At 70.6% G+C, this 20,543-nt stretch carries 9 protein-coding genes; all 9 read left to right on the top strand.

The features are described 5' to 3' along the window. Window positions 1–6,627: SdrD B-like domain-containing protein (locus FFT10_RS16855; RefSeq protein ID WP_174246123.1), on the top strand; the 6,627-nt coding region annotated here is incomplete at its 5' end. A gap of 232 nt (window positions 6,628–6,859) precedes the next feature. Further along, window positions 6,860–9,154: a type I secretion system permease/ATPase gene (locus FFT10_RS16850; RefSeq protein WP_137734002.1), complete on the top strand. Its 2,295-nt coding sequence runs from the start codon at window positions 6,860–6,862 to the stop codon at window positions 9,152–9,154. Next, entirely contained in the window at window positions 9,151–10,482 is a 1,332-nt protein-coding gene (locus FFT10_RS16845) for an HlyD family type I secretion periplasmic adaptor subunit (RefSeq protein ID WP_228027147.1), read from the top strand. The genes FFT10_RS16850 and FFT10_RS16845 overlap by 4 nt, the downstream gene beginning before the upstream one ends. Before the next feature lie 55 nt (window positions 10,483–10,537). Continuing rightward, a complete protein-coding gene (locus tag FFT10_RS16840) occupies window positions 10,538–11,911 on the top strand; it encodes a TolC family protein (protein ID WP_137734001.1) in 1,374 nt (457 codons plus the stop codon). A gap of 29 nt (window positions 11,912–11,940) precedes the next feature. Next, window positions 11,941–14,505 carry a ligase-associated DNA damage response DEXH box helicase gene (locus tag FFT10_RS16835; protein ID WP_137734000.1) on the top strand — a complete coding sequence of 855 codons (2,565 nt, stop codon included), beginning with the start codon at window positions 11,941–11,943 and terminating at the stop codon, window positions 14,503–14,505. A 116-nt stretch (window positions 14,506–14,621) separates the two neighbouring features. Next, window positions 14,622–15,560, top strand: coding sequence for an MCP four helix bundle domain-containing protein (locus tag FFT10_RS16830; RefSeq protein WP_137733999.1), 939 nt, complete (start codon window positions 14,622–14,624; stop codon window positions 15,558–15,560). A gap of 56 nt (window positions 15,561–15,616) precedes the next feature. Then, a complete protein-coding gene (locus FFT10_RS16825) occupies window positions 15,617–17,125 on the top strand; it encodes a sigma-54 interaction domain-containing protein (protein ID WP_137733998.1) in 1,509 nt (502 codons plus the stop codon). Window positions 17,126–17,174: 49 nt separating this feature from the next. Beyond that, window positions 17,175–19,103 carry an ATP-binding protein gene (locus tag FFT10_RS16820; protein WP_137733997.1) on the top strand — a complete coding sequence of 643 codons (1,929 nt, stop codon included), beginning with the start codon at window positions 17,175–17,177 and terminating at the stop codon, window positions 19,101–19,103. A gap of 229 nt (window positions 19,104–19,332) precedes the next feature. Beyond that, a complete protein-coding gene (locus FFT10_RS16815) occupies window positions 19,333–20,538 on the top strand; it encodes a substrate-binding domain-containing protein (RefSeq protein ID WP_137733996.1) in 1,206 nt (401 codons plus the stop codon). Window positions 20,539–20,543 lie beyond the last annotated feature (5 nt).

The raw sequence follows: 20,543 nt of genomic DNA, 5'->3' as shown, positions 1-20,543 counted from the left end.
GGCACCGCTGGCAACGACCTGCTGAGCGGCATCACGCTGGTCGCCGGTGCGAACAGCGTTGAGAACAACTTCGGTGAACTGCCGCCGGCCGCGCTCAGCGGCTACGTGTACGAAGACGCGGGCAACGACGGCGTGCGCAACAGCGAGGCGCCGATTGCCGGAGTCGAGGTCAAGCTGACGGGCACCGACGACCTGGGCAACCCGGTCACGGCCACTGCCACGACCGACGCGAACGGTTTCTACCAGTTCACCAACCTGCGCCCGGGCACCTACAACGTGGCCGAGACGCAACCCGCTGGCTACCTGGACGGCAAGGACACCATCGGCACGACCGGTGGCACCGCTGGCAACGACCTGCTGAGCGGCATCACGCTGGTCGCCGGTGCGAACAGCGTTGAGAACAACTTCGGTGAACTGCCGCCGGCCAAGCTCAGCGGCTACGTGTACGAAGACGCGGGCAACGACGGCGTGCGCAACAGCGAGGCGCCGATTGCCGGGGTCGAGGTCAAGCTGACGGGCACCGACGACCTGGGCAACCCGGTCACGGCCACTGCCACGACCGACGCGAACGGTTTCTACCAGTTCACCAACCTGCGCCCGGGCACCTACAACGTGGCCGAGACGCAACCCGCTGGCTACCTGGACGGCAAGGACACCATCGGCACGACCGGTGGCACCGCTGGCAACGACCTGCTGAGCGGCATCACGCTGGTCGCCGGTGCGAACAGCGTTGAGAACAACTTCGGTGAGATCAAGGCCTCCAGCCTGTCGGGCTTCGTCTACGAAGACACGGGCAACGACGGCGTCAAGGGCGCTGGCGAGACCGGCATCCCCGGTGTCACGGTCAAGCTCACCGGCACGGACGACCTGGGCAACCCGGTCAGCCTGACGACCACGACCGACGCGACCGGCAAGTACAGCTTCGACACGCTGCGCCCGGGCACCTACACGGTGACCGAGACCCAGCCCGCCGGCTACCTGGACGGCAAGGACACGCTGGGCTCGACCGGCGGCACCCTGGGCAACGACGTGCTCAGCGCCATCACGCTGCCCGCGGGCGTGGACAGCATCAACAACAACTTCGGCGAGATCAAGGCCTCCAGCCTGTCGGGCTTCGTCTACGAAGACACGGGCAACGACGGCGTCAAGGGCGCTGGCGAGACCGGCATCCCCGGTGTCACGGTCAAGCTCACCGGCACGGACGACCTGGGCAACCCGGTCAGCCTGACGACCACGACCGACGCGACCGGCAAGTACAGCTTCGACACGCTGCGCCCGGGCACCTACACGGTGACCGAGACCCAGCCCGCCGGCTACCTGGACGGCAAGGACACGCTGGGCTCGACCGGCGGCACCCTGGGCAATGACGTGCTCAGCGCCATCACGCTGCCCGCGGGCGTGGACAGCATCAACAACAACTTCGGCGAGATCAAGGCCTCCAGCCTGTCGGGCTTCGTCTACGAAGACACCGGCAACGACGGCGTCAAGGGCGCTGGCGAGACCGGCATCCCCGGTGTCACGGTCAAGCTCACCGGCACGGACGACCTGGGCAACCCGGTCAGCCTGACGACCACGACCGACGCGACCGGCAAGTACAGCTTCGACACGCTGCGTCCGGGCACCTACACGGTGACCGAGACCCAGCCCGCTGGCTACCTGGACGGCAAGGACACGCTGGGCTCGACCGGCGGCACCCTGGGCAACGACGTGCTCAGCGCCATCACGCTGCCCGCGGGCGTGGACAGCATCAACAACAACTTCGGCGAGATCGTCCAGCGCCCCGGCATCGACATCGAGAAGACCACCAGCGGTTCGAGCAACTCCAACACCACCGCGGCCGACTACGACAACGAGGACACCGCCAATGGCGCCGGCGTGCCGATCCTGACCGTGGGCTCGGACGTGACCTGGACCTACAAGGTCACCAACACCGGCAACACCAGCTTCACCAAGGCCGATGTGTCGATCGTGGACGACAACGGCACGGTCGGCAACACTGCTGACGACCTGACCACGGCCAACGGCAAGGTCACCTACCAGTCGGGCGACGACGGCGACAACCTGCTGGAGGCTGGCGAGACCTGGCTCTACAATGCCACCGGCACGGTGCAGGCCCTCAACGGCATGGGCGCCACCACCACGTTCGACTTCAGCGGCAATTCGGCCACCGACGGCACCGACGGCAATGTGCGCAGCTACACGGCCAACGGCATCACCGTCAACGCCGAGGCCTTCAGCCGTGACCGCAGCACCGGCGCCTGGTCGGAAGCCTTCCTGGGCGCCTATGGCGGCGGCCTGGGCGTGACCGACAGCAGCGAGGGTGATGGCGCTGGCGACCAGCTCCACACCATCGACAACACCGGGCGCGACAACTACATCGTGTTCCAGTTCTCGCAGAACGTGGTCATCGACAAGGCCTTCCTGGGCTATGTCGTCTGCGACAGCGACCTGCAGATGTGGATCGGCAATGCCAACAGCCCGATCACCACGATGAGCAATGCGGTGCTGTCCAGCATGGCCTTCAGCGAGGTGAACACCACCACCTCGTCGGCTGCCCGCTGGGCGGAGTTGAACGCCGGCAACCTGGCGGGCAACACCCTGATCATCGCGGCCGACACCACCGACACCTCGCCCGAGGACTTCTTCAAGCTCGAGCAGCTGGTGCTGCAGGCCGCCACCACCGGCGGCGTGTATGCCAACAAGGCCACGGTCACCGTCGCCAACGGCGGCCCCAGCGACTCGGACATGAGCCACTACGTCACCGAGGCGGCCAAGGCCAAGATCGGCGACCGGATCTGGTACGACAAGAACGCCAACGGCCTGCAGGACACCGGCGAGGCCGGCGTGTCGGGCGTGACCATCGACCTGAAGGACGCGGTCACCAAGACCACGGTGCTGACCACCACCACCGATGCCAACGGCAACTACAGCTTCCTGACCAAGGCCGGCGACTACTTCATCGACGTGCGGGAGGCCACCCTGCCGTCGGGCTTCGTGTTCACCCGGCCGAACGTCAACAGCAACACGTCCGATGGCATCGACTCCGACGTCGAGATCCGCGCCGACCAGCCGGGCGCCACGCTGCAGTGGGGCCAGATGGCGAACACCAACCTCAGCGCCGGCGAGACCGACCTGAGCTGGGACGCCGGCGTCTACAAGGTGGGCATCGACGTCGAGAAGTACGTCTCGGGCACGCAGACCAGCACGCCTGACTGCGGTGGCACCGAGGGCGCGCACAGCAGCTACTGGGCCTCGTGCAAGACCAGCACCGGCTGGAGCGGTGTTTCCGGCTGCACCGGCGGTGAATCCTTCAACCAGATCTTCGGCTGCAACTTCAGCTGGGGTACCCGCAACCTGTTCGATTGCCTGCGCAGCACCGGCACCTCGCTCACCGACAAGTTCATGCGTGAGTGCGTGACGGCCTACCTGAACGCCTGCCACGACAAGGTCGACTACGCGTTCTCGAAGGAGCAGGTGCTGGCCCACACCAAGTGGTGTGCCGACAATGGCAAGTTCGATGACGGCTGCAAGTCCTACGAGTCGGAGAACACCAAGGGCTGCAACTGGTTCGACAGCAAGTCGATCTGGAGCAGCGTGGTCGACACCCAGCTGTACGACGCCGACGCGCCCCCGGGACTGGAAGTCAAGACCGGCAGCACGGTGACCTTCACCTACATCGTGAAGAACACCGGCGACACCGCGCTGCGGAACGTGGTGCTGACCGACGACCGCATCCAGACCGTCACCTACGTCAGCGGCGACACCGACCGTGACGGCCTGCTCGACACCCACGAGACCTGGACCTACACCGCCAAGGAAGTGGCCTCGGCTGGCACCATCAAGAACACCGGCACCGTCACCGCGGTGGATTCGGTGGGTGGTGTGGCGTCGGTCACCGACAAGGACGATGCCTACTACACCGGCAATGGCGCGCTCAAGAGCTCGCTGGGCGATCGCGTGTGGGAAGACGTCAACGGCAACGGCCTGCAGGACACGGGTGAGCGCGGCCTGTCGGGCGTGAAGGTCACGCTGCAGGGCGCGGGCAAGGACGGCAGCTTCGGCACGGCCGACGACGTCACCGCCACCACCACCACCGGCAACAACGGCGCCTACCTGTTCGGCAACCTCGATGCCGGCCAGTACAAGGTGACGTTCGGCGGCCTGACCGGCTACCGCTTCACCACGGCCGACGCCAACACCAACAACAGCGATGCGATCGACTCCGACGCCAACGCCACCACCGGCACCACTGGCGTGGTCACGCTCGCTGCCGGCCAGCAGAACCTGACGGTCGACGCCGGTCTGGTCGGCGTCGCCAAGCTGGGCATCGATGTCGAGAAGTACGTGTCGGGCACGCTCAGCACCACCAGCAACCACGGCGGCAGCGAGGGCGGCTCCTGCGGCGAATGGTTGTCCAAGTGCGTCACCACCAGCAGCATGCAGTGGGTGTCGACCAGCTGGTTCACCGGCTACTGGGCTGAGGTGAAGACGCCCAGCGGCTGGAGCGGCGTCAGCGGCATCACCGGCAAGGAGAGCTTCAACCAGATCTTCGGCTGCAACCTGGCCGGCGGCACCAAGTCGATCTACGAGATCCTCTGCGGCACCGGCACCGCCAGCGTCGACAAGTTCCTGCGCGAGAGCGTGGCGGCCTACCTGAACGCCTGCCACACCAAGGTCGACTACGCCTACAGCAAGGACCAGGTCATCGCCCACACCAAGTGGGGTGTGGACACCGGCCGCTATGACGATTGCAGCAAGGCCTACGAGCGCGAGAACACCAAGGGCTGTGACTGGAACACCGACAAGACGCTCTGGAGCTGTGTGGTCGCGTCCGACCTGTACGACGCCGATGCGCCTCCGGGACTGGAAGTCAAGACCGGCAGCACGGTGACCTTCACCTACATCGTGAAGAACACCGGCGACACGGCGCTGAAGGACGTGGTGCTGGTCGACGACCGCATCCAGACCGTCACCTATGTCAGTGGCGACACTGACAAGGACGGCCTGCTCGACACCAACGAGACCTGGACCTACACCGCCAAGGAAGTGGCCTCGGCCGGCACCATCAAGAACACCGGCACCGTCACCGCGGCCGACAGCACCGGCAGCGGCCGCACCGTGACCGACGCGGACGACGCCTACTACACCGGCACCGGCGCGCTGAAGAGCTCGCTTGGCGACCGCGTGTGGGAGGACAAGGACTTCGACGGTGTGCAGGACCATGGCGAGGCCGGCGTGTCCGGCGTCAAGGTGATCCTGACCGGTGCGGGCAAGGACGGTGTCTTCGGCACCAAGGACGACATCACACACACCACCACCACCAACGCCAACGGCCTGTACGAGTTCAACAATCTCGACGCTGGCAAGTACACGGTGCGGTTCGTCACTGCCGCGGGCTGGAACTTCACCAAGACTGACCTGGGTGGTAACGACGCGGCCGATTCCGATGCCAACAGCAGCGGCACGACCAGCGTCATCACCCTGGATGCCAACGAGCACGACCTGACGGTGGATGCCGGCATCTACCGCAAGGCCAGCGTGGGCGACCGCGTGTGGGAGGACAGCAACCACAACAACCTGCAGGACGCGGGTGAGGTCGGCATCGCCAACGTCATCGTCCGGCTGCTGAACAGCACCGGTACGACGGTGCTGCACACCACCACGACCAACAGCACCGGCAACTACCAGTTCAGCAACCTGGATCCGGGCAGCTACGTGCTGCAGTTCGACAAGGCGAACGTGATGCACCGCGGCTTCAACATGAACGCCTGGAAGTGGGCGGTCAAGGATGCCGGCGACGACACGCGGGACTCGGATGTGACCGGCAACGCCACGTCGACCACCAACCTGACCGTCACCAGCCAGTTCACGCTGCACTCGGGCCAGAGCGACCAGACGCGCGACGCCGGCATCACGCCGATCGTGCTGGACCTGGACGGCAACGGCATCCAGACCGTGGCGCGTGCCGATGCGGGCGGCAGCTTCGATCTGTTCGGCAACGGCAAGGCGGTGGTCTCGGGCTGGATCTCCGGCGGTGACGGCTTCCTGGCGATCGACACCAACGGCAACGGCAAGATCGACAGCATCGCCGAGCTGTTCGGCGGCAACGGCAAGGGCGACGGTTTCGCCAAGCTGGCCTCGTTCGACAGCAACGGCGACGGTCTGGTCAACGACCTGGACGCGGCCTTCGGCCAACTGATGGTCTGGCGCGATGCCAACGGCAACCATGCCACCGACGCCGGTGAGATGGTCAGCCTGGTCGACGCCGGCGTGGCCAGCCTGACGGTGGCCTACACCGAGCTGCCGCAGCTCGACGCGCAGGGCAACCTGCACCTCGAGCGCAGCACCGCCACCCTGGCCGATGGCCAGAGCATCGCGATGACCGACGTGTACTTCAACGTGTCGGCCGAAGATGCTGCGGCAGCCGGTGTCACGCTGCCGACGATGTCGGATCTGCTGGGCAACGACAGCTCGCTCGACAGTCTGCTGGGCGCCACGCCCCAGGGCGCAGGCACGCTGGCTGACTGCGGCGATGCCGCGGCCGGCTGCGGTGATGCCTCGGAAGCGCTGCGCCGCCTGGCGGCCCTGAGCCGGGCCGACTGCGCCCACGCGCCGGCGGCAGCCTGATCCATGGCCCGCAGCACGCGGGCCATGCCAGGGGCGGCACCTGCGGGTGCCGTCCACCATCGCCACGCTGCCCGAGAGGGCGGCGTGGCGATGGCGCTTTCCGGCACCCACCGCGCGCGCCGCGGCTGGGGTGCCTTGCAACTGCACCGGCATCCGCCCGGTGTTCCCGCCCACGGGCCGGCCCATCTGGGATCCAATCGCCTGCGCGCAGTGATCGCCTGAAAGCAGTTCCATGACCGTCAGCTTCAGCCAGCCCACCCCCACCACCGTCGGTCCCGTGCCCTTGCACGAGAGCGTGGTGTTCCTCGCCCGCTTCCTGGGCACGCCGGTGCAGGTCGAGCGCCTGCGCGACAGCCTGGCCTCGCACGACCTGACGCACGGTCCTGCGCTGTCGGGCGAGGCCATGGCCGAGCTGTTGCGCCATGCCGGCCTGGTGGGCAGCCCACTGCCGGTGGGCCGGCCGCGCCGGCCCACCGAGATGCCGGCCCTGCTGCTGGGCGAGGGCGGCAGCTGCCTGGTGGTGGTGAGCATGAAGGACGGGCGCTTCGAATGCCATGTGCCTGGCATCGACGGCAGCACCTGGCTGAGTGCCGAGATGCTGCAGCAGGAGGTGCCGCGCGCGCTGTGGATGGCGGTCCGCCCGGCCATGCACTTCGACACCCGCAGCCTGCTCTACACCCTGCCGCAGGCCAAGCGCTGGTTCTGGGACACCTTCAACCGCAACCGCTGGATGTTCACCTGGGCGCTGCTGGGCACCCTGGCCTTGAACCTGTTCGGCACCCTGGTGCCGTTCTACAGCATGGCGGTCTACGACCGCGTCATCCCCAACAACGCCCTGGGCAGCCTGGGCGTGCTGACGGTGGCGGCAGTGATGATCATCGGCTTCGAGCTGATGATGCGGCTGCTGCGCAGCCACCTGCTGGAGGCAGCTGCCCGGCGCATCGACGTGGCGCTGTCGGCCCAGGTCTTCGCCCAGTGCCTGCGCATGCGGGCCGCCTCGCGGCCGGCCTCGGGCGGCGTGCTGGCCAACACCGTGCGCGATTTCGAATCGGTGCGCGAGTTCTTCGCCACCAGCACCCTCACCGTGCTGGGCGACCTGCCCTTCATGCTGCTCTACCTGGCGGTGATCGCCCTGGTCGGCGGCTGGCTGGCGGTGGTGCCGCTGCTGGCCATCCCGGTGCTGCTGGGCATCGCCTTGATGTCGCGCCGGCCGCTGGCGCGCAAGGTCAATGAATCGATGCAGGAAAGCAGCCAGCGCACCGCCCACCTGTTCGAGACGATGAACGGGTTGGACAACATCAAGAGCCTGGGCGCCGAGGCCTGGAGCCGCCGCAAGTGGGAGAGCCTGACCCAGGCCATCTCGCAGAACAGCCTGGAAACCCGCGAGATCAGCTCCCGCGTGACCTACCTCAACACCATGGTGCTGGGCCTGGCCAACGTGGCGGTGGTGGCCGTGGGCGCGGTGCTGATGAGCGAACACGCGATGACGCTGGGCCAGATCATCGCCGTCAGCCTGCTGACTGGGCGGGCGCTGGCGCCCGTCAGCCAGATCGCCGGCCTGGTGGTGCGCTGGGAGCAGACCAAGCTCAGCTACGAAGCGCTGGACAAGATCATGAAGGCGCCCACCGACGAGGCGCCGGTCAGCCTGCAGGCGCCGCCGATGACCGGGCGGCTGGAATTCCGTGACGTCAACTTCGCCTACCCCGGCCAGCCGCCGGTGGTCGAAGGCCTGAACCTGCGCATCCGCCCCGGTGAGCGGGTGGGCATCATCGGCAAGCTGGGTTCGGGCAAGAGCACGCTGCTGCGCCTGATCCTCAACCAGTACGCGCCCACCACCGGCAGCGTGCTGGTCGACGACATCGTCAACACCCAGCTCGAGCCGCTGAGCCTGCGCCGCCAGATCGGCTATGTGCCGCAGGACGTGACGCTGTTCCACGGCACGCTGCGCGAGAACATCGAGCTCGGCCGGGTGCAGGCCGACGATGCCGCGCTGCTGGAGGCGATGCGGGTGTCGGGCCTGGACGAGATCGTGGCCCAGCTGCCCGGCGGCGTGGGCACCCAGGTGGGTGAGCGTGGCGAGCGCTTGTCCGGCGGCCAGCGGCAGATCGTGGCGATCGCCCGCGCGCTGCTGACCAAGCCCCGGCTGCTGCTGATGGACGAGCCCAGCAGCATGATCGACCCCGGCAACGAGCAGAAGCTGATCGCCCGCCTGCGTGCGCTGGGCGACACCACGATCGTGCTGGTCACCCACCGCATGGCCATGCTGGCCCTGGTCGACCGCCTGGTGGTGATGGACCGTGGCCGTGTGGTGGCCGATGGCCGCCGCGACGAGGTGCTGCGCGCCCTTGCCCAGCAGCAGGGTGGTGGTGCCACCAAGCCGGCGGCCGGTGCCGAGCCTGGCAACCCGCCGGCCAGCCCGGCCGCGAATGATCCGCCACAGCGCGGCGCCGGCGGCGCCGCCATGCCGACGCGCGCGGCCGGCGGGCCGGCCAGCTTCGTGGCCGACCGCCTGAAGGGGCAGCTGTGAGCGAGTTGACAGGTGACATGGTCGGCATGCGCGGCCCGGCCGGCGATCAGATCGACCCCGACCGCGGCCCCCGCCGCACCGTGGTGGCGATGATCGCCGTGGTGGTGCTGTTCCTGGTGTGTGCCGTGGTCTGGGCCCTGGTGGCCAAACTGGATGTGGCGGTGCAGGCCCGCGGCGCGGTGATCCCGCCCAGCCGGGTGCAGGAGGTGCAGAGCCTGGAAGGCGGCATCGTCCAGCAGATGCTGGTGGCCCCCGGCCAACCGGTGAAGAAGGGCCAGCTGCTGGCCCGCCTGGACACCGCGCAGTACACCGCCAGCGTCGGCGAAAGCCGCCAGAACCAGCTGGCCGCGCTGGCCGCCCGGGCGCGGGTGGATGCACTGCTGACCGGCACCGCACCGCGCTTCGACCCCGAGTGGCAGCGCGAAGCGCCTGAACTGATCGCCAAGGAGACCCAGCTCTGGCGCGACGCGATGCAGGAATTCCAGGCCAACGGCGCGGCCACCCGCGAGGCGGTGCAGGCACGCCGCAGCGAGCTGGCCGAGGCCCAGGCCCGCAGCCAGAGCCTGCAGGGTTCGCTGCGCGTGGCCGAGGAAAGCTTCGCCATCGAGGAGCGGCTGTTCCGCGAGGGCGCCGGCGCGCGCGCCGATTTCCTGGCCGCGCAGCAGCGCCTGCTGCAGCTGCAGACCGAGCTGGATGGCCTGCGCCAGAGCGTGCCGCGCCTGCAGGCCAACCTGGCCGAGGCCCAGGCCGCGGCGATGGAGGCCAGCGCCCGCGCCCGCTCGCAGTGGGGCGCGCAGCGCAGCGAGTACGAGACCAAGGTGGCGGCCCTGGCCAGCACCCTCAGCGGCCAGCAGGACCGGGTGGCGCGGCGCGAGGTGTATTCGCCGGTCGATGGTGTCGTCAACCGCGTGCTGGTGCCCACCCTCGGCGGCGTGGCCCAGCCCGGCAAGGCCATCCTGGAGATCGTGCCCGAGGAAGCCACGCTGCTGATCAACGCCCGCATCAAGCCGTCCGACGTCGGTTTCGTGCGCATCGGCCACGATGCCCATGTGCGGGTGCTGGCCTACGACGCCGCCACCTACGGCAAGCTCGAAGGCAAGGTCCAGAACCTGGGCGCCGATGCGGTGATGGACGAGAAGACCGGCGAGCCGTACTTCGAAGTGCAGATCAGTGCGCCGCGCGACCAGCTCAAGCTGCACGGCAAGCCGCTGGCCATCACCCCCGGCATGCCGGTGGACGTGGGCATCCTCACCGGCGAGCGCAGCGTCGCACAGTACCTGCTGAAGCCGGTGCTGCGCAGCGTGCAGGGCGCGCTGCAGGAACGCTGATCCGGCGCCTGGCCTGTCCTCCCCGGCTTCGGCCCTCCTGAAGAAGTTCCGTCCCATGCCTCGTCTTCCCCCGCACGCCCTGGCCGCTCCGCTGGCGCTGATCCTGGCCGCCTGGCTGCCACCGGCCGCCGCCCAGGGTGCTGCCGCGCCCGCCGACGCACCGTTCCTGCCCTGGCTGAATCCGGCCACGCCGGCGGTGCTGCCCGCGGCGCCGCCGCCGCCGCCCGCCGGCCAGCCCGAGCGCCTGGCCGACCTGCTGGCCCGCATCCTGCCGCGCGAGCCGCAGGTGCGCGTGGCCCTGGCCCAGCGCCAGGCCACCGACGAGCGCCGCCTGCAGGCCCGCTCGCGTCTGGGCCCGTCGCTGTACCTGCAGTCCAGCTACGGCCAGGGCCGCGAGACCGAGATCCTGCAGGGCGCCATCAGCCGCACCACCGACCGCACCGAGCTGGGCCTGCGCTGGAACCTCTACAACAGCGGCAACGACCGTGCCGAACTGGCCGGCGCCGAGCGGGACCTGGCCGCCGCCGACCAGGAGTTGCGCCGCGCCCGCGAAGACGCGGCCGAGCGCATCGCCGAAACCTATGTCGAGCTGCTGCATGTGCAGGCCCAGCTGGGCCCGGCGGCCGAGCGGCTGGCGGCGGTGCGCAAGCTGGCCGAGCAGGTGCGCCAGCAGACCGACGCGGGCAAGGCCAGCGCGGCCGATGCCACCCAGGCCGAGGCGTCGCTGCTGGATGCCGAGATCGCCCACGAGCAGCTGCTGGCCGACCAGACCAGCGCCCGCGCCAAGCTGGCCGCCCAGGTGGGCACCGAGGTGCGCGAGGTGGCGCCGGTGGTGCTGGCGCCAGTCCCGGCCGCCACGCTGCAGAATGGCCAGCCCGGCCTGGTGGAGGCCGCCCGCCTGCGTGCGGACGCCGCCCGCGAGCGGGTGCGCCCGCCGGTGTCGCTGCTCGCGCCGCGCATCGACCTCGAGATGCGCCAGCGCCTGAGCGACCGCACCAACCCCATCCTCACCACCGAGCAGAAGAGCAACTGGCAGCTGGTCGCGCGCTGGGATTTCCCGGTGATGGGCGAGACCATCGCCCGCCGCAACGAGGGCATGCGCCGGGCCGAGGCGGCCGAGGCCGAGGCCGACCGCATCGCCCAGACCGTGCGTGCCGACCTGGAATCCCTGGGCGCCCGCATCGCCATCGCCGAGCGCGCGCTGGTGGTGCTGGACCGGCAGCTGCAGCAGTACGACCAGCTGGTGCGCGCCGGCGAGCTGCAGTTCGACGCCGGCCGCCGCAGCCTGCAGCAGCTGATCGCCCTGCGCGACAGCCGCTACGCCATCGCCCAGCGCCGTGCCGACCAGGCGCACCGCCTGCTGGCCAACCGCATGCGGCAGCTGGCGCTGACCGGCCAGCTGCTGCCCGCGCTGGGCCTCGGCGGCTGATCGGCAGGCGCGTCGGCACAATCCGGGCGATGAGCCTGGAGCCGACCGCCGCAGATGCCTGGTTCCAGCGCCGCGGCTGGCAGCCCTTCGATTTCCAGCGCCAGGTCTGGGCGGCCATGGCCGCCGGCCGCGGCGGCCTGCTGCATGCCACCACCGGCGCCGGCAAGACCTATGCGGTGGCCCTGGGCGCGCTGGCCCGCGCCGCGGCGCTGGGCGTGCCCTTCACCGGCAAGACCGCACCGCCGGCCGGGATCCTGTGGATCACGCCGATGCGTGCCCTGGCCGCCGACAGCCAGCGCGCCCTGTCCGCACCGCTGGCCGACCTGGCGCCGGCCTGGACCCTGGGCCTGCGCAGCGGCGACACGTCCAGCGCCGAACGGGCGCGGCAGGACCGGCGCCTGCCCACGGTGCTGGTCAGCACGCCCGAATCGCTGACCCTGCTGCTGACCAGGGCCGATGCCGCCGAGCGCCTGGCCGGCGTGCACACCGTGGTGGTGGATGAATGGCACGAGCTGGTGGGCAACAAGCGCGGCGTGCAGGTGCAGCTGCTGCTGGCCCGCCTGGCCGGCTGGAACCCGCGGCTGCTGGTCTGGGGCCTGTCGGCCACCCTGGGCAACCTGCCCGAGGCGCTGGCCATGCTGCAGGGCCCGCAGCCGCCGGGCGACGGGCCGCCGGTGCTGGTGCAGGGCCGCATCGACAAGGCGCTGGTCATCGACACCCTGCTGCCGCCCAACCCGGGCCGCTTCAGCTGGGGTGGCCACCTGGGCGCGCAGATGCAGCAGCCGGTGGCCGAGGAGATCGCCCGCACCGTGGCTGCCGGCGGCGGCACGACGCTGGTCTTCACCAACGTGCGCAGCCAGGCCGAGGCCTGGTACCAGATGCTGCTGGCCGCGCGGCCCGACTGGGCCGGCGAGATCGCGCTGCACCACGGCTCGCTGGACAAGGCAGTGCGCGAGTGGGTGGAGGCCGGCCTGAAGGCCGGCACGCTGAAGGCGGTGGTGGCCACCTCGTCGCTGGACCTGGGCGTGGACTTCCTGCCGGTGACGCGGGTGCTGCAGATCGGCTCGGCCAAGGGCGTGGCGCGGCTGCTGCAGCGTGCCGGCCGCTCGGGCCACCAGCCCGGCCGGCCCAGCCGCATCACCCTGGTGCCCACCAACACGCTGGAATTGGTGGAGGCCGTGGCCGCCCGCCGCGCCGTGGCCGCGGGCCAGGTGGAGCCGCGCCACGCACCCGAGGCGCCGCTGGACGTGCTGGTGCAGCACCTGGTGAGCATCGCGCTGGGCGGCGGCTTCACCGCCGAGGCGCTGCTGGCCGAGGTGCGCCGCACCCACAGCTACCGGGCGCTGCCGGCCGAGAGCTTCCAGTGGGCGCTGGACTTCGTCGAGCGCGGCGGTGCCTCGCTGGGCGCCTATCCGGAGTACCACCGCGTGGTGCGTGGCGAGGACGGCGTGTACCGGGTGTCCGACAAGGGCATCGCGCTGCGCCACCGGCTGCAGGTGGGCACCATCGTCGGCGAGTCGGCGATGCTGGTGAAGTGGCTCAGTGGCGGCACCCTGGGCCAGGTGGAAGAGAGCTTCATCGCCCGGCTGAACAAGGGCGACTGCTTCGTCTTCGGCGGCCGGGTGCTGGAGTACGTGCGCACCCAGGACATGGCGGCCTATGTGCGCAAGGCGACCGGCAAGCGCGGCGTGGTGCCCAGCTGGGCCGGCGGCAAGATGCCCTTGTCGTCCGAGCTGGCCGATGCCACGCTGGCGGTGCTGGCCGGTGTCCAGCAAGCGGGTGCCGACACCGTGCCCATCGACACCGAGCTGCGTGCCGCCGCGCCGATGCTCGATGCCCAGCGCCGGCTGTCGCAGCTGCCGGCCGCCGGCACGCTGCTGGTGGAGCAGTACCGCTCGCGCGAGGGCTGGCACCTGTTCGTCTACCCGTTCGCCGGCCGCCATGTGCACCTGGGCCTGGCCAGCCTGCTGGGCTGGCGGCTGTCGCAGCACCGGCCCAACACCTTCAGCATCAGCGTCAACGACTACGGCTTCGAGCTGCTGGCCGCCGAGGAGGTGGACCTGGCCACGGTGCACGACCAGTCGGTGTTCGACCCCGGCCCCGACCTGCTGGCCGATGTGCTGGCCAGCCTGAACAGCAGCGAGCTGGCGCGCCGGCGCTTCCGCGAGATCGCCCGTGTCGCCGGCCTGGTGTTCAGCGGCTACCCTGGCGCGCCCAAGAGCACGCGCCAGCTGCAGGCCAGCTCGGGCCTGTTCTACGACGTGTTCCGCCAGTACGACCCCGGCAACCGCCTGCTGCACCAGGCCGATGCCGAGGTGCTGGCGCAGGAGCTGAACCTGCGCCAGCTGGCTGCCAGCCTGCGGCGGCTGCGGGCCTGGACGGTGGCGGCCGTGCAGCTGCGCGCGCCCAGCCCGTTGGCGCTGGCGCTGATGGTCGAGCGCTTCCGCGAGCAGCTCAGCACCGAGAAGCTGGCCGACCGGCTGGCCCGCATCGTGGCCGATGCCGAAGCGGCGATGCAGGCCGACGTGCCCGGCACCCAGGCGGCACTGCCGACAGGTCGGCCAGGCCGCCGGCCGCGCAAGCCGCGCGCCTGAGCGGCCGGTCGACGGCCCGGGCGGCTTGAGCCCGATCAGCCTGCGTGCAAGGCCGCTCTTCGGTCGATGGTCGGCAGACCGGCGCGCCGATCATCGCTGGCGATGTTGCCGCTGCCATGCTGTTGAGCCTCTCCGCCCCGCCCGCCACCCGTCTGCGCCAGCTGCTGGTGCTCCTGCTGCTGGCCCTGGGCCTGCTCGCCGGCGTGTCGGTGTCGCAGAGCCGCGATGTCGAGGCGCAGGTGGTGGCCCAGGCCGCCGTGGTGCTGCCCACCCTGCAGCAGGCCCGGTTGCTGGCCGGCCAGATCGACGACCAGCGCGGCATGGCGGCGCTGCACCTGACGCTGCGCGACGATGCCGAGCGCGCCGCGCTGGAAGACCGCCTGCAGGCCAGCCGCCAGCAGGTCGAGCGGCGCATGCAGAGCCAGGCCCGCCGCCTGCAGAACGATGCCGACCGCCGCCACCATGCCGAGGTGCAGGCCAGCCTGGCCGCTTTCTGGACGGCGCAGGACCGGCTGCTCGCCGCGTCACGCCAATCCACGCAGGACCCCGCCGCCGCCGCGCTGGCCCGCCAGCTGCTGACAGGCGAGGCGCAGCAGGCCTATGAACGGTTGCGTGCCGACCTGGAGGCCTGGTGGACGGCCACCGAACAGGCCGCCGCGCAGGCTGCCGGCGATGCGGTCGCCCTGGCCCAGCGCATCACCCTGCTGGTGTGGGCCCAGGGCGCACTGGTGGCGCTGGCCCTGGCCGTGGCCTGGGCGCTGCTGCACCTGCCGGCGCGGCCGCTGCCCCCACCGCCCACCGATCCGCTGGACAGCGGCGCCGCCCGCCAGCACCTGCAGGTGCTGAATGCCGCCGTGGCCACGGCCCGCCGCGGCGAGCCGGGCCGGGCGGCCGGCCTGTCTGCCCTGGAGGCCCGCCACCTGGCCGAGCAGGTGGACGGCGCAGCCCGGGGCCTGCGCCGGCTGATCGACCGGCCCGCTGCCGGGGCGGCCACCGCGCCGGCGGCCGGGGCTGACAGCCCGGCCGATCCGCCCGACAGCCCACCGGCACGCTGAGCGGGCCGGCCGCGGGCCTGCCGTACAGTGCGGGCCTGCCCCGCGCGACCGCCACCATGCCGACCCTGCCCGTGCTGCCGCAAGATGCCGACAGCCTGCTGAAGCTGGCGGCACAGTCGATGTTCGACCTGTATGCCCAGACGGTGCAGGGCATGATGGTGGTCGACCGGTCGCACCGCGTGGTGTGGATCAGCGAGGGCTACAAGCGCTTCCTGCCGGCGCTGGGCTTTGCGGGCGAGCATGAGTTCGTCGGCCGCCTGGTCGAGGAAGTGGTGCCCAACACCCTGCTGGCCCAGGTGATCGACAGCGGCCAGCCGATCATGGTCGACCTGCTGACCAACAAGGCCGGCACCTTCCTGGTCAGCCGGGTGCCGCTGCGCGACGCGGCCGGTCAGGTGATCGGCGCGCTGGGCATGGTGCTGATGGACCAGTCCGGCGTCACGCCCGACAGCACCATGCAGCCGCTGATGGCCAAGTTCGCCCAGCTGCAGCGCGAGCTGGCCGATGCCCAGCGCCAGCTGGTGGCCGAGCAGGTGCGCAACCGCCGGCCCAAGTACACCATCGCCGGCTACATCGGCAGCAGCCCGGCGGCACTGGAAGTCAAGCGCCAGGCCCGGCGGGTGGCGGCCACCGGTTCCACCGTGCTGCTGCTGGGCGAGACCGGCACCGGCAAGGAGCTGCTGGCCCATGCCATCCATGCGGCATCACCACGGGCCGGCAAGCCGTTTGTCGGCGTCAACATCGCGGCCGTGCCCGACAGCCTGCTGGAGGCCGAGTTCTTCGGCGTGGCCGCCGGCGCCTACACCGGCGCCGAACGCAAGGGCCGCGACGGCAAGTTCCGCGTGGCTGACGGCGGCACGCTGTTCCTCGACGAGATCGGCGACATGCCGCTGGCCCTGCAGGCCAAGCTGCTGCGCGCGCTGCAGGAGCAGGAGGTGGAGCCGCTGGGCAGCAACCAGGTCATCAAGGTGGACGTGCGGGTGATCGCCGCCACCAGCCGCGACCTGGCCACGATGGTGGCCGACGGCCGCTTCCGCGCCGACCTGTACTACCGGCTCAACGTGCTGCCGATCCGCCTGCCCGCGCTGCGCGAGCGGCTGACCGACATCGAGGCCCTGGCCGAGGCCCTGCTCGACGACATCGCCCGCCGCAGCAGCCTGCCGCACAAGGCGCTGTCGGCCGATGCGCTGGACCGCCTGGCCGGGCACGACTGGCCCGGCAACATCCGCGAGCTGCGCAATGTGCTGGAGCAGGCCGCGCTGATGACCGACGCGCCGGTGCTGCGGCCGGAGGACCTGGACAGCGCGCTGGCCGCCGCGCCGCGCGCCGGCCGGTTGCCTGCGGTGGCCGCTTCACCCGCGCCGCCGGCACCCACCGCGGCGCCGGCGCCGGCAGTGGGGGCGCTGGATGCGATCCAGCCGCTGCCGCAGGCGATTGCCGAGCTGGAGGCGCGGTCCATCACCGCCGCCCTGGCCGCCACCGGCGGCAACAAGGTGGCGGCAGCCCGGCTGCTGGGCATCGCCCGCGCCACGCTGTACGAGAAGCTGCCGGCCGACTGGCGCTGAACCGCGACCCACGGCGCCGGCGTGCCCTGCCAGCGCTCTAGGATGCTGCATGGACACCGTTCCGTCGCCTGCGCACCAGATCCGCAACCTGCTCGCCGAGTCCGATGCCGCCCGTGGCCAGGGCGCCTACCGGCATGGCGCCAGCCTGGCCCGGCAGGCCGCCGATCTGGCGGCGTCGCATGGCGACGTGGGCCTGGCCGCCGAGGCGCAGGCCATGCTGGCGCGCCACCAGGTGGCCCTGGGCGACGTGGAAGGTGCGGTGGCCAGTTGCCAGCGCGCGCTGGCCGGCGCCGGGCCAGCGGCGCTGCTCTCGCAGGCGCACAGCACCTTGTCGATGGCCTATGAGCGTGCCGGCCTGCACCAGTTGGCCGTCGCCCATGCCGCCTCCGCGCTGGAACTGGCCCGCGCCTGTGGCGACGCCAACGCCGAGTGCTGGGCGCTGAACCGCCTGGGCACGGCCGCCGACGATGCCGACGGCGAGCGCCACGGCCTGGACCTGCTGATCCAGGCGCTGGAACTGTCGCACCAGCTGCCAGCGCTGGACGTGCGGGTGTCGGCGCTCAACAACCTGTCGCGCCGCTGGGTGCTGGAGGCGGACCGGCTCGCCGGCGAGCCGGCGCGCCAGGCCTTGCTGCAGGCCTTGCCGCTGGCCGAGACGGCGGCCGCCGTGGTCCAGTCGATGCCGCGGAGCTTTTCCGCGGCCACGGTGCAGGCCAACCTGGGCGGCATCCACCGGCGCCTCGGTCATGTCGACCTGGCCCGCCAGCACTTTGCACAGGCCCTGGTGCTGGCCCGCGCGCAGGGTTATGCCGGTCTGCAGGCCACGGTGGAGCTGGCGCTGGCGAGCATGGCCTTCGAGGTGGCGCCCGATCCCGCCAGCCAGCACGCCCTGGTGCAGCAGCTCGATGCCGGCCCGCCGCCGGCCGATCCCGACCTGCGTCTGCGCGCGCGCCGGCAGCTGGTGCAGGGTTGCCGCGCGCGTGGTGACCTGGCCACCGCGCTGGACCAGCTCGAGCGGCTGCACGCCGAGGAACTGGCCGCCCGCGAGCGCCGCGCCGACCTGCAGACCCGGCTGCTGTTCAACCGCACCGAGCTGGCGCAAGCCCGGCACACGGCCGAGCACGCCCGGCTGGATGCCGAGCTGCAGCGCCTGCGCGCCGATGCCGAGCAGCGCGCCGCGGCGCAGCTGGCGCTGGACCGCGACCTGCTGGAACGCGAGGTGGCCGCCCGCACGGCCGAGCTGCAGCGTGCCAAGACGGTGGCCGAAGCCGCCAGCCGGGCCAAGAGCGTGTTCCTGTCGATCGTCAGCCATGAGTTGCGCACCCCGCTGAACGGCATCATGGGTCTGCTGGAACTGGCGCGCCGCCGCGCGGCCGATGACCGCCAGGCCGACCAGCTGGCGCGGGCCCTGGCCGCCGGTCGCCAGCTCAACGGCCTGTTCGACAACCTGCTGAACTATGTCGCCTTGGACGCCCAGGCGCGGATGCAGGCCGAGCCCACCGATCTGCGGGCCCTGCTGGCCAGCGTGCAGGCGGCGCATGCCACCGCCGCCCAGGCCAAGGGTCTGGTGTTGCAGGTGCAGGTGCCGGCGGTGCTGCCGGCCCGGGTGCTGCTGGACGGCCAGCGGCTGGGCCAGATCCTGGAGGTGCTGGTCGACAACGCCGTCAAGTTCAGCGCCGCCGGCACGGTGCTGCTGCAGGCCCGCTGGCAACCGGCCGCGGGCGGCCCGGCGCAGTTGCGGCTGGAGGTGGCCGACGATGGCCCCGGCATCGACGGCAGCCAGCTGGAGCGGCTGTTCCGGCCCTTCGAGCCGGGCGACCCGTCGCTGACGCGCCCGCAGGGTGGCCTGGGTCTGGGGCTGGCCCTGGCGCAGCGCCTCGCCGAGGCCATGGGCGCGACGCTGGGCCTGGACCCGCACCGCCGCAGCGGCTGCGCCTTCTGGGTCGATGTGCCGATCGACACGGGATTTTCTGCCTGATATTCAGACAATGTCTCTTTTGCAGGCATCTTGGCATGTCGAGTGTCTGCTTCTCGGGCGGTTGATGCTGGCTGGACGGCGCCTGACTGGGCGCCTTCTGCCGTTGGCGGCCTGAAATCGGCCTCAAACCAAGGGTTTGCCCTGAATTGGTGCCTGCTGGCACTGCGCTTGCGGAGTGGCACCCACGACCGCTGCCACGGCACGGCCACCCATCCCCCAAGGAGACACCATGACCCATCGCCCGACCACCCGCCGCCTGGCCTGCCTGCAACCGCTGGCCCTGGCCGCCGCCGTCCTGCTGGCCCCCGCCGCTGCCCTGGCCCAGGGCGAAGTCAAGATCGCGCTGATCAGCAGCAAGAGCGGCCCGCTGGAGGCCTTTGCCAAGCAGACCATCGTCGGCTTCAACATGGGCCTGAACTACGCCACCGGCGGCACCATGGCCGTCAACGGCAAGAAGCTGGTGGTCATCGAGAAGGACGACCAGGGCAAGCCCGACGTGGGCAAGACCCTGCTGGCCCAGGCCTATGCCGACGACAAGGTCGACATCGCCGTCGGCCCCACCGCATCGCCGGTGGCGCTGGCCATGCTGCCGGTGGCCGAGGAGTACAAGAAGATCCTGATCGTCGAGCCCGCCGTGGCCGACAGCATCACTGGCGAGAAGTGGAACAAGTACATCTTCCGCACCGGCCGCAACTCCAGCCAGGACGCCATCGCCAATGCCGTGGCGCTGGACAAGCCCGGCACCACCCTGGTGACGCTGGCGCAGGACAACGCCTTCGGCAAGGACGGCGTCAAGGCCTTCAAGGAGGCCATCAAGAAGGCCAAGCTGGCGCACGAGGAATACCTGCCCGCGGCCACCAGCGACTTCACCGCCGCCGCCCAGCGCATCATCGACAAGCTCAAGGACCAGCCCGGCCGCAAGATCGTCTGGATCATCTGGGCCGGCGGCAACCCGTTCAAGATCGCCGAGCTGGACTTCAAGCGCCACAACATCGAGATCGCCACCGGCGGCAACATCCTGCCGGCGATGACGGCCTACAAGAACTTCCCCGGCATGGAAGGCGGCCTGTACTACTACTTCGGCATCCCGAAGAACCCGGTCAATGAATGGCTGGTGGCCAACCACTACACCCAGTACAAGACCCCGCCCGACTTCTTCACCGCTGGCGGCATGAGCGCGGCCATCGCCGTGGTGGAGGCCCTGAAGAAGACCAAGGCCGACACCAACACCGAGAAGCTGATCACCGCGATGGAGGGCATGAGCTTCCAGACGCCCAAGGGCCGCATGACCTTCCGCAAGGAAGACCACCAGGCGCTGCAGGACATGTACCACTTCAAGATCAAGGTGGACCCGGCCTTCGCCTGGGGCGTGCCTGAATTGGTTCGTGAGATCAAGGCGGAAGAAATGCAAGTGCCCATCCGCAACAAGCGCTGAGCCTG

Origin of the sequence: Pseudaquabacterium pictum (assembly GCF_005403045.1) — a bacterium.
GTDB classification, from domain to species: Bacteria; Pseudomonadota; Gammaproteobacteria; order Burkholderiales; family Burkholderiaceae_C; genus Pseudaquabacterium; species Pseudaquabacterium pictum.
The sequence above is the reverse complement of the archived record's forward strand: the minus strand, read 5'-3'. Positions and strand labels throughout refer to the sequence as shown.

Bases quoted from the DNA above. Each gene is read 5' to 3' on its own strand.
- FFT10_RS16850 (WP_137734002.1), top strand. From the start codon at position 6,860: ATGACCGTCAGCTTCAGCCAGCCCACCCCCACCACCGTCGGTCCCGTG.
- FFT10_RS16840 (WP_137734001.1), top strand. From the start codon at position 10,538: ATGCCTCGTCTTCCCCCGCACGCCCTGGCCGCTCCGCTGGCGCTGATC.
- FFT10_RS16835 (WP_137734000.1), top strand. From the start codon at position 11,941: ATGAGCCTGGAGCCGACCGCCGCAGATGCCTGGTTCCAGCGCCGCGGC.
- FFT10_RS16830 (WP_137733999.1), top strand. From the start codon at position 14,622: ATGCTGTTGAGCCTCTCCGCCCCGCCCGCCACCCGTCTGCGCCAGCTG.
- FFT10_RS16825 (WP_137733998.1), top strand. From the start codon at position 15,617: ATGCCGACCCTGCCCGTGCTGCCGCAAGATGCCGACAGCCTGCTGAAG.
- FFT10_RS16820 (WP_137733997.1), top strand. From the start codon at position 17,175: ATGGACACCGTTCCGTCGCCTGCGCACCAGATCCGCAACCTGCTCGCC.
- FFT10_RS16815 (WP_137733996.1), top strand. From the start codon at position 19,333: ATGACCCATCGCCCGACCACCCGCCGCCTGGCCTGCCTGCAACCGCTG.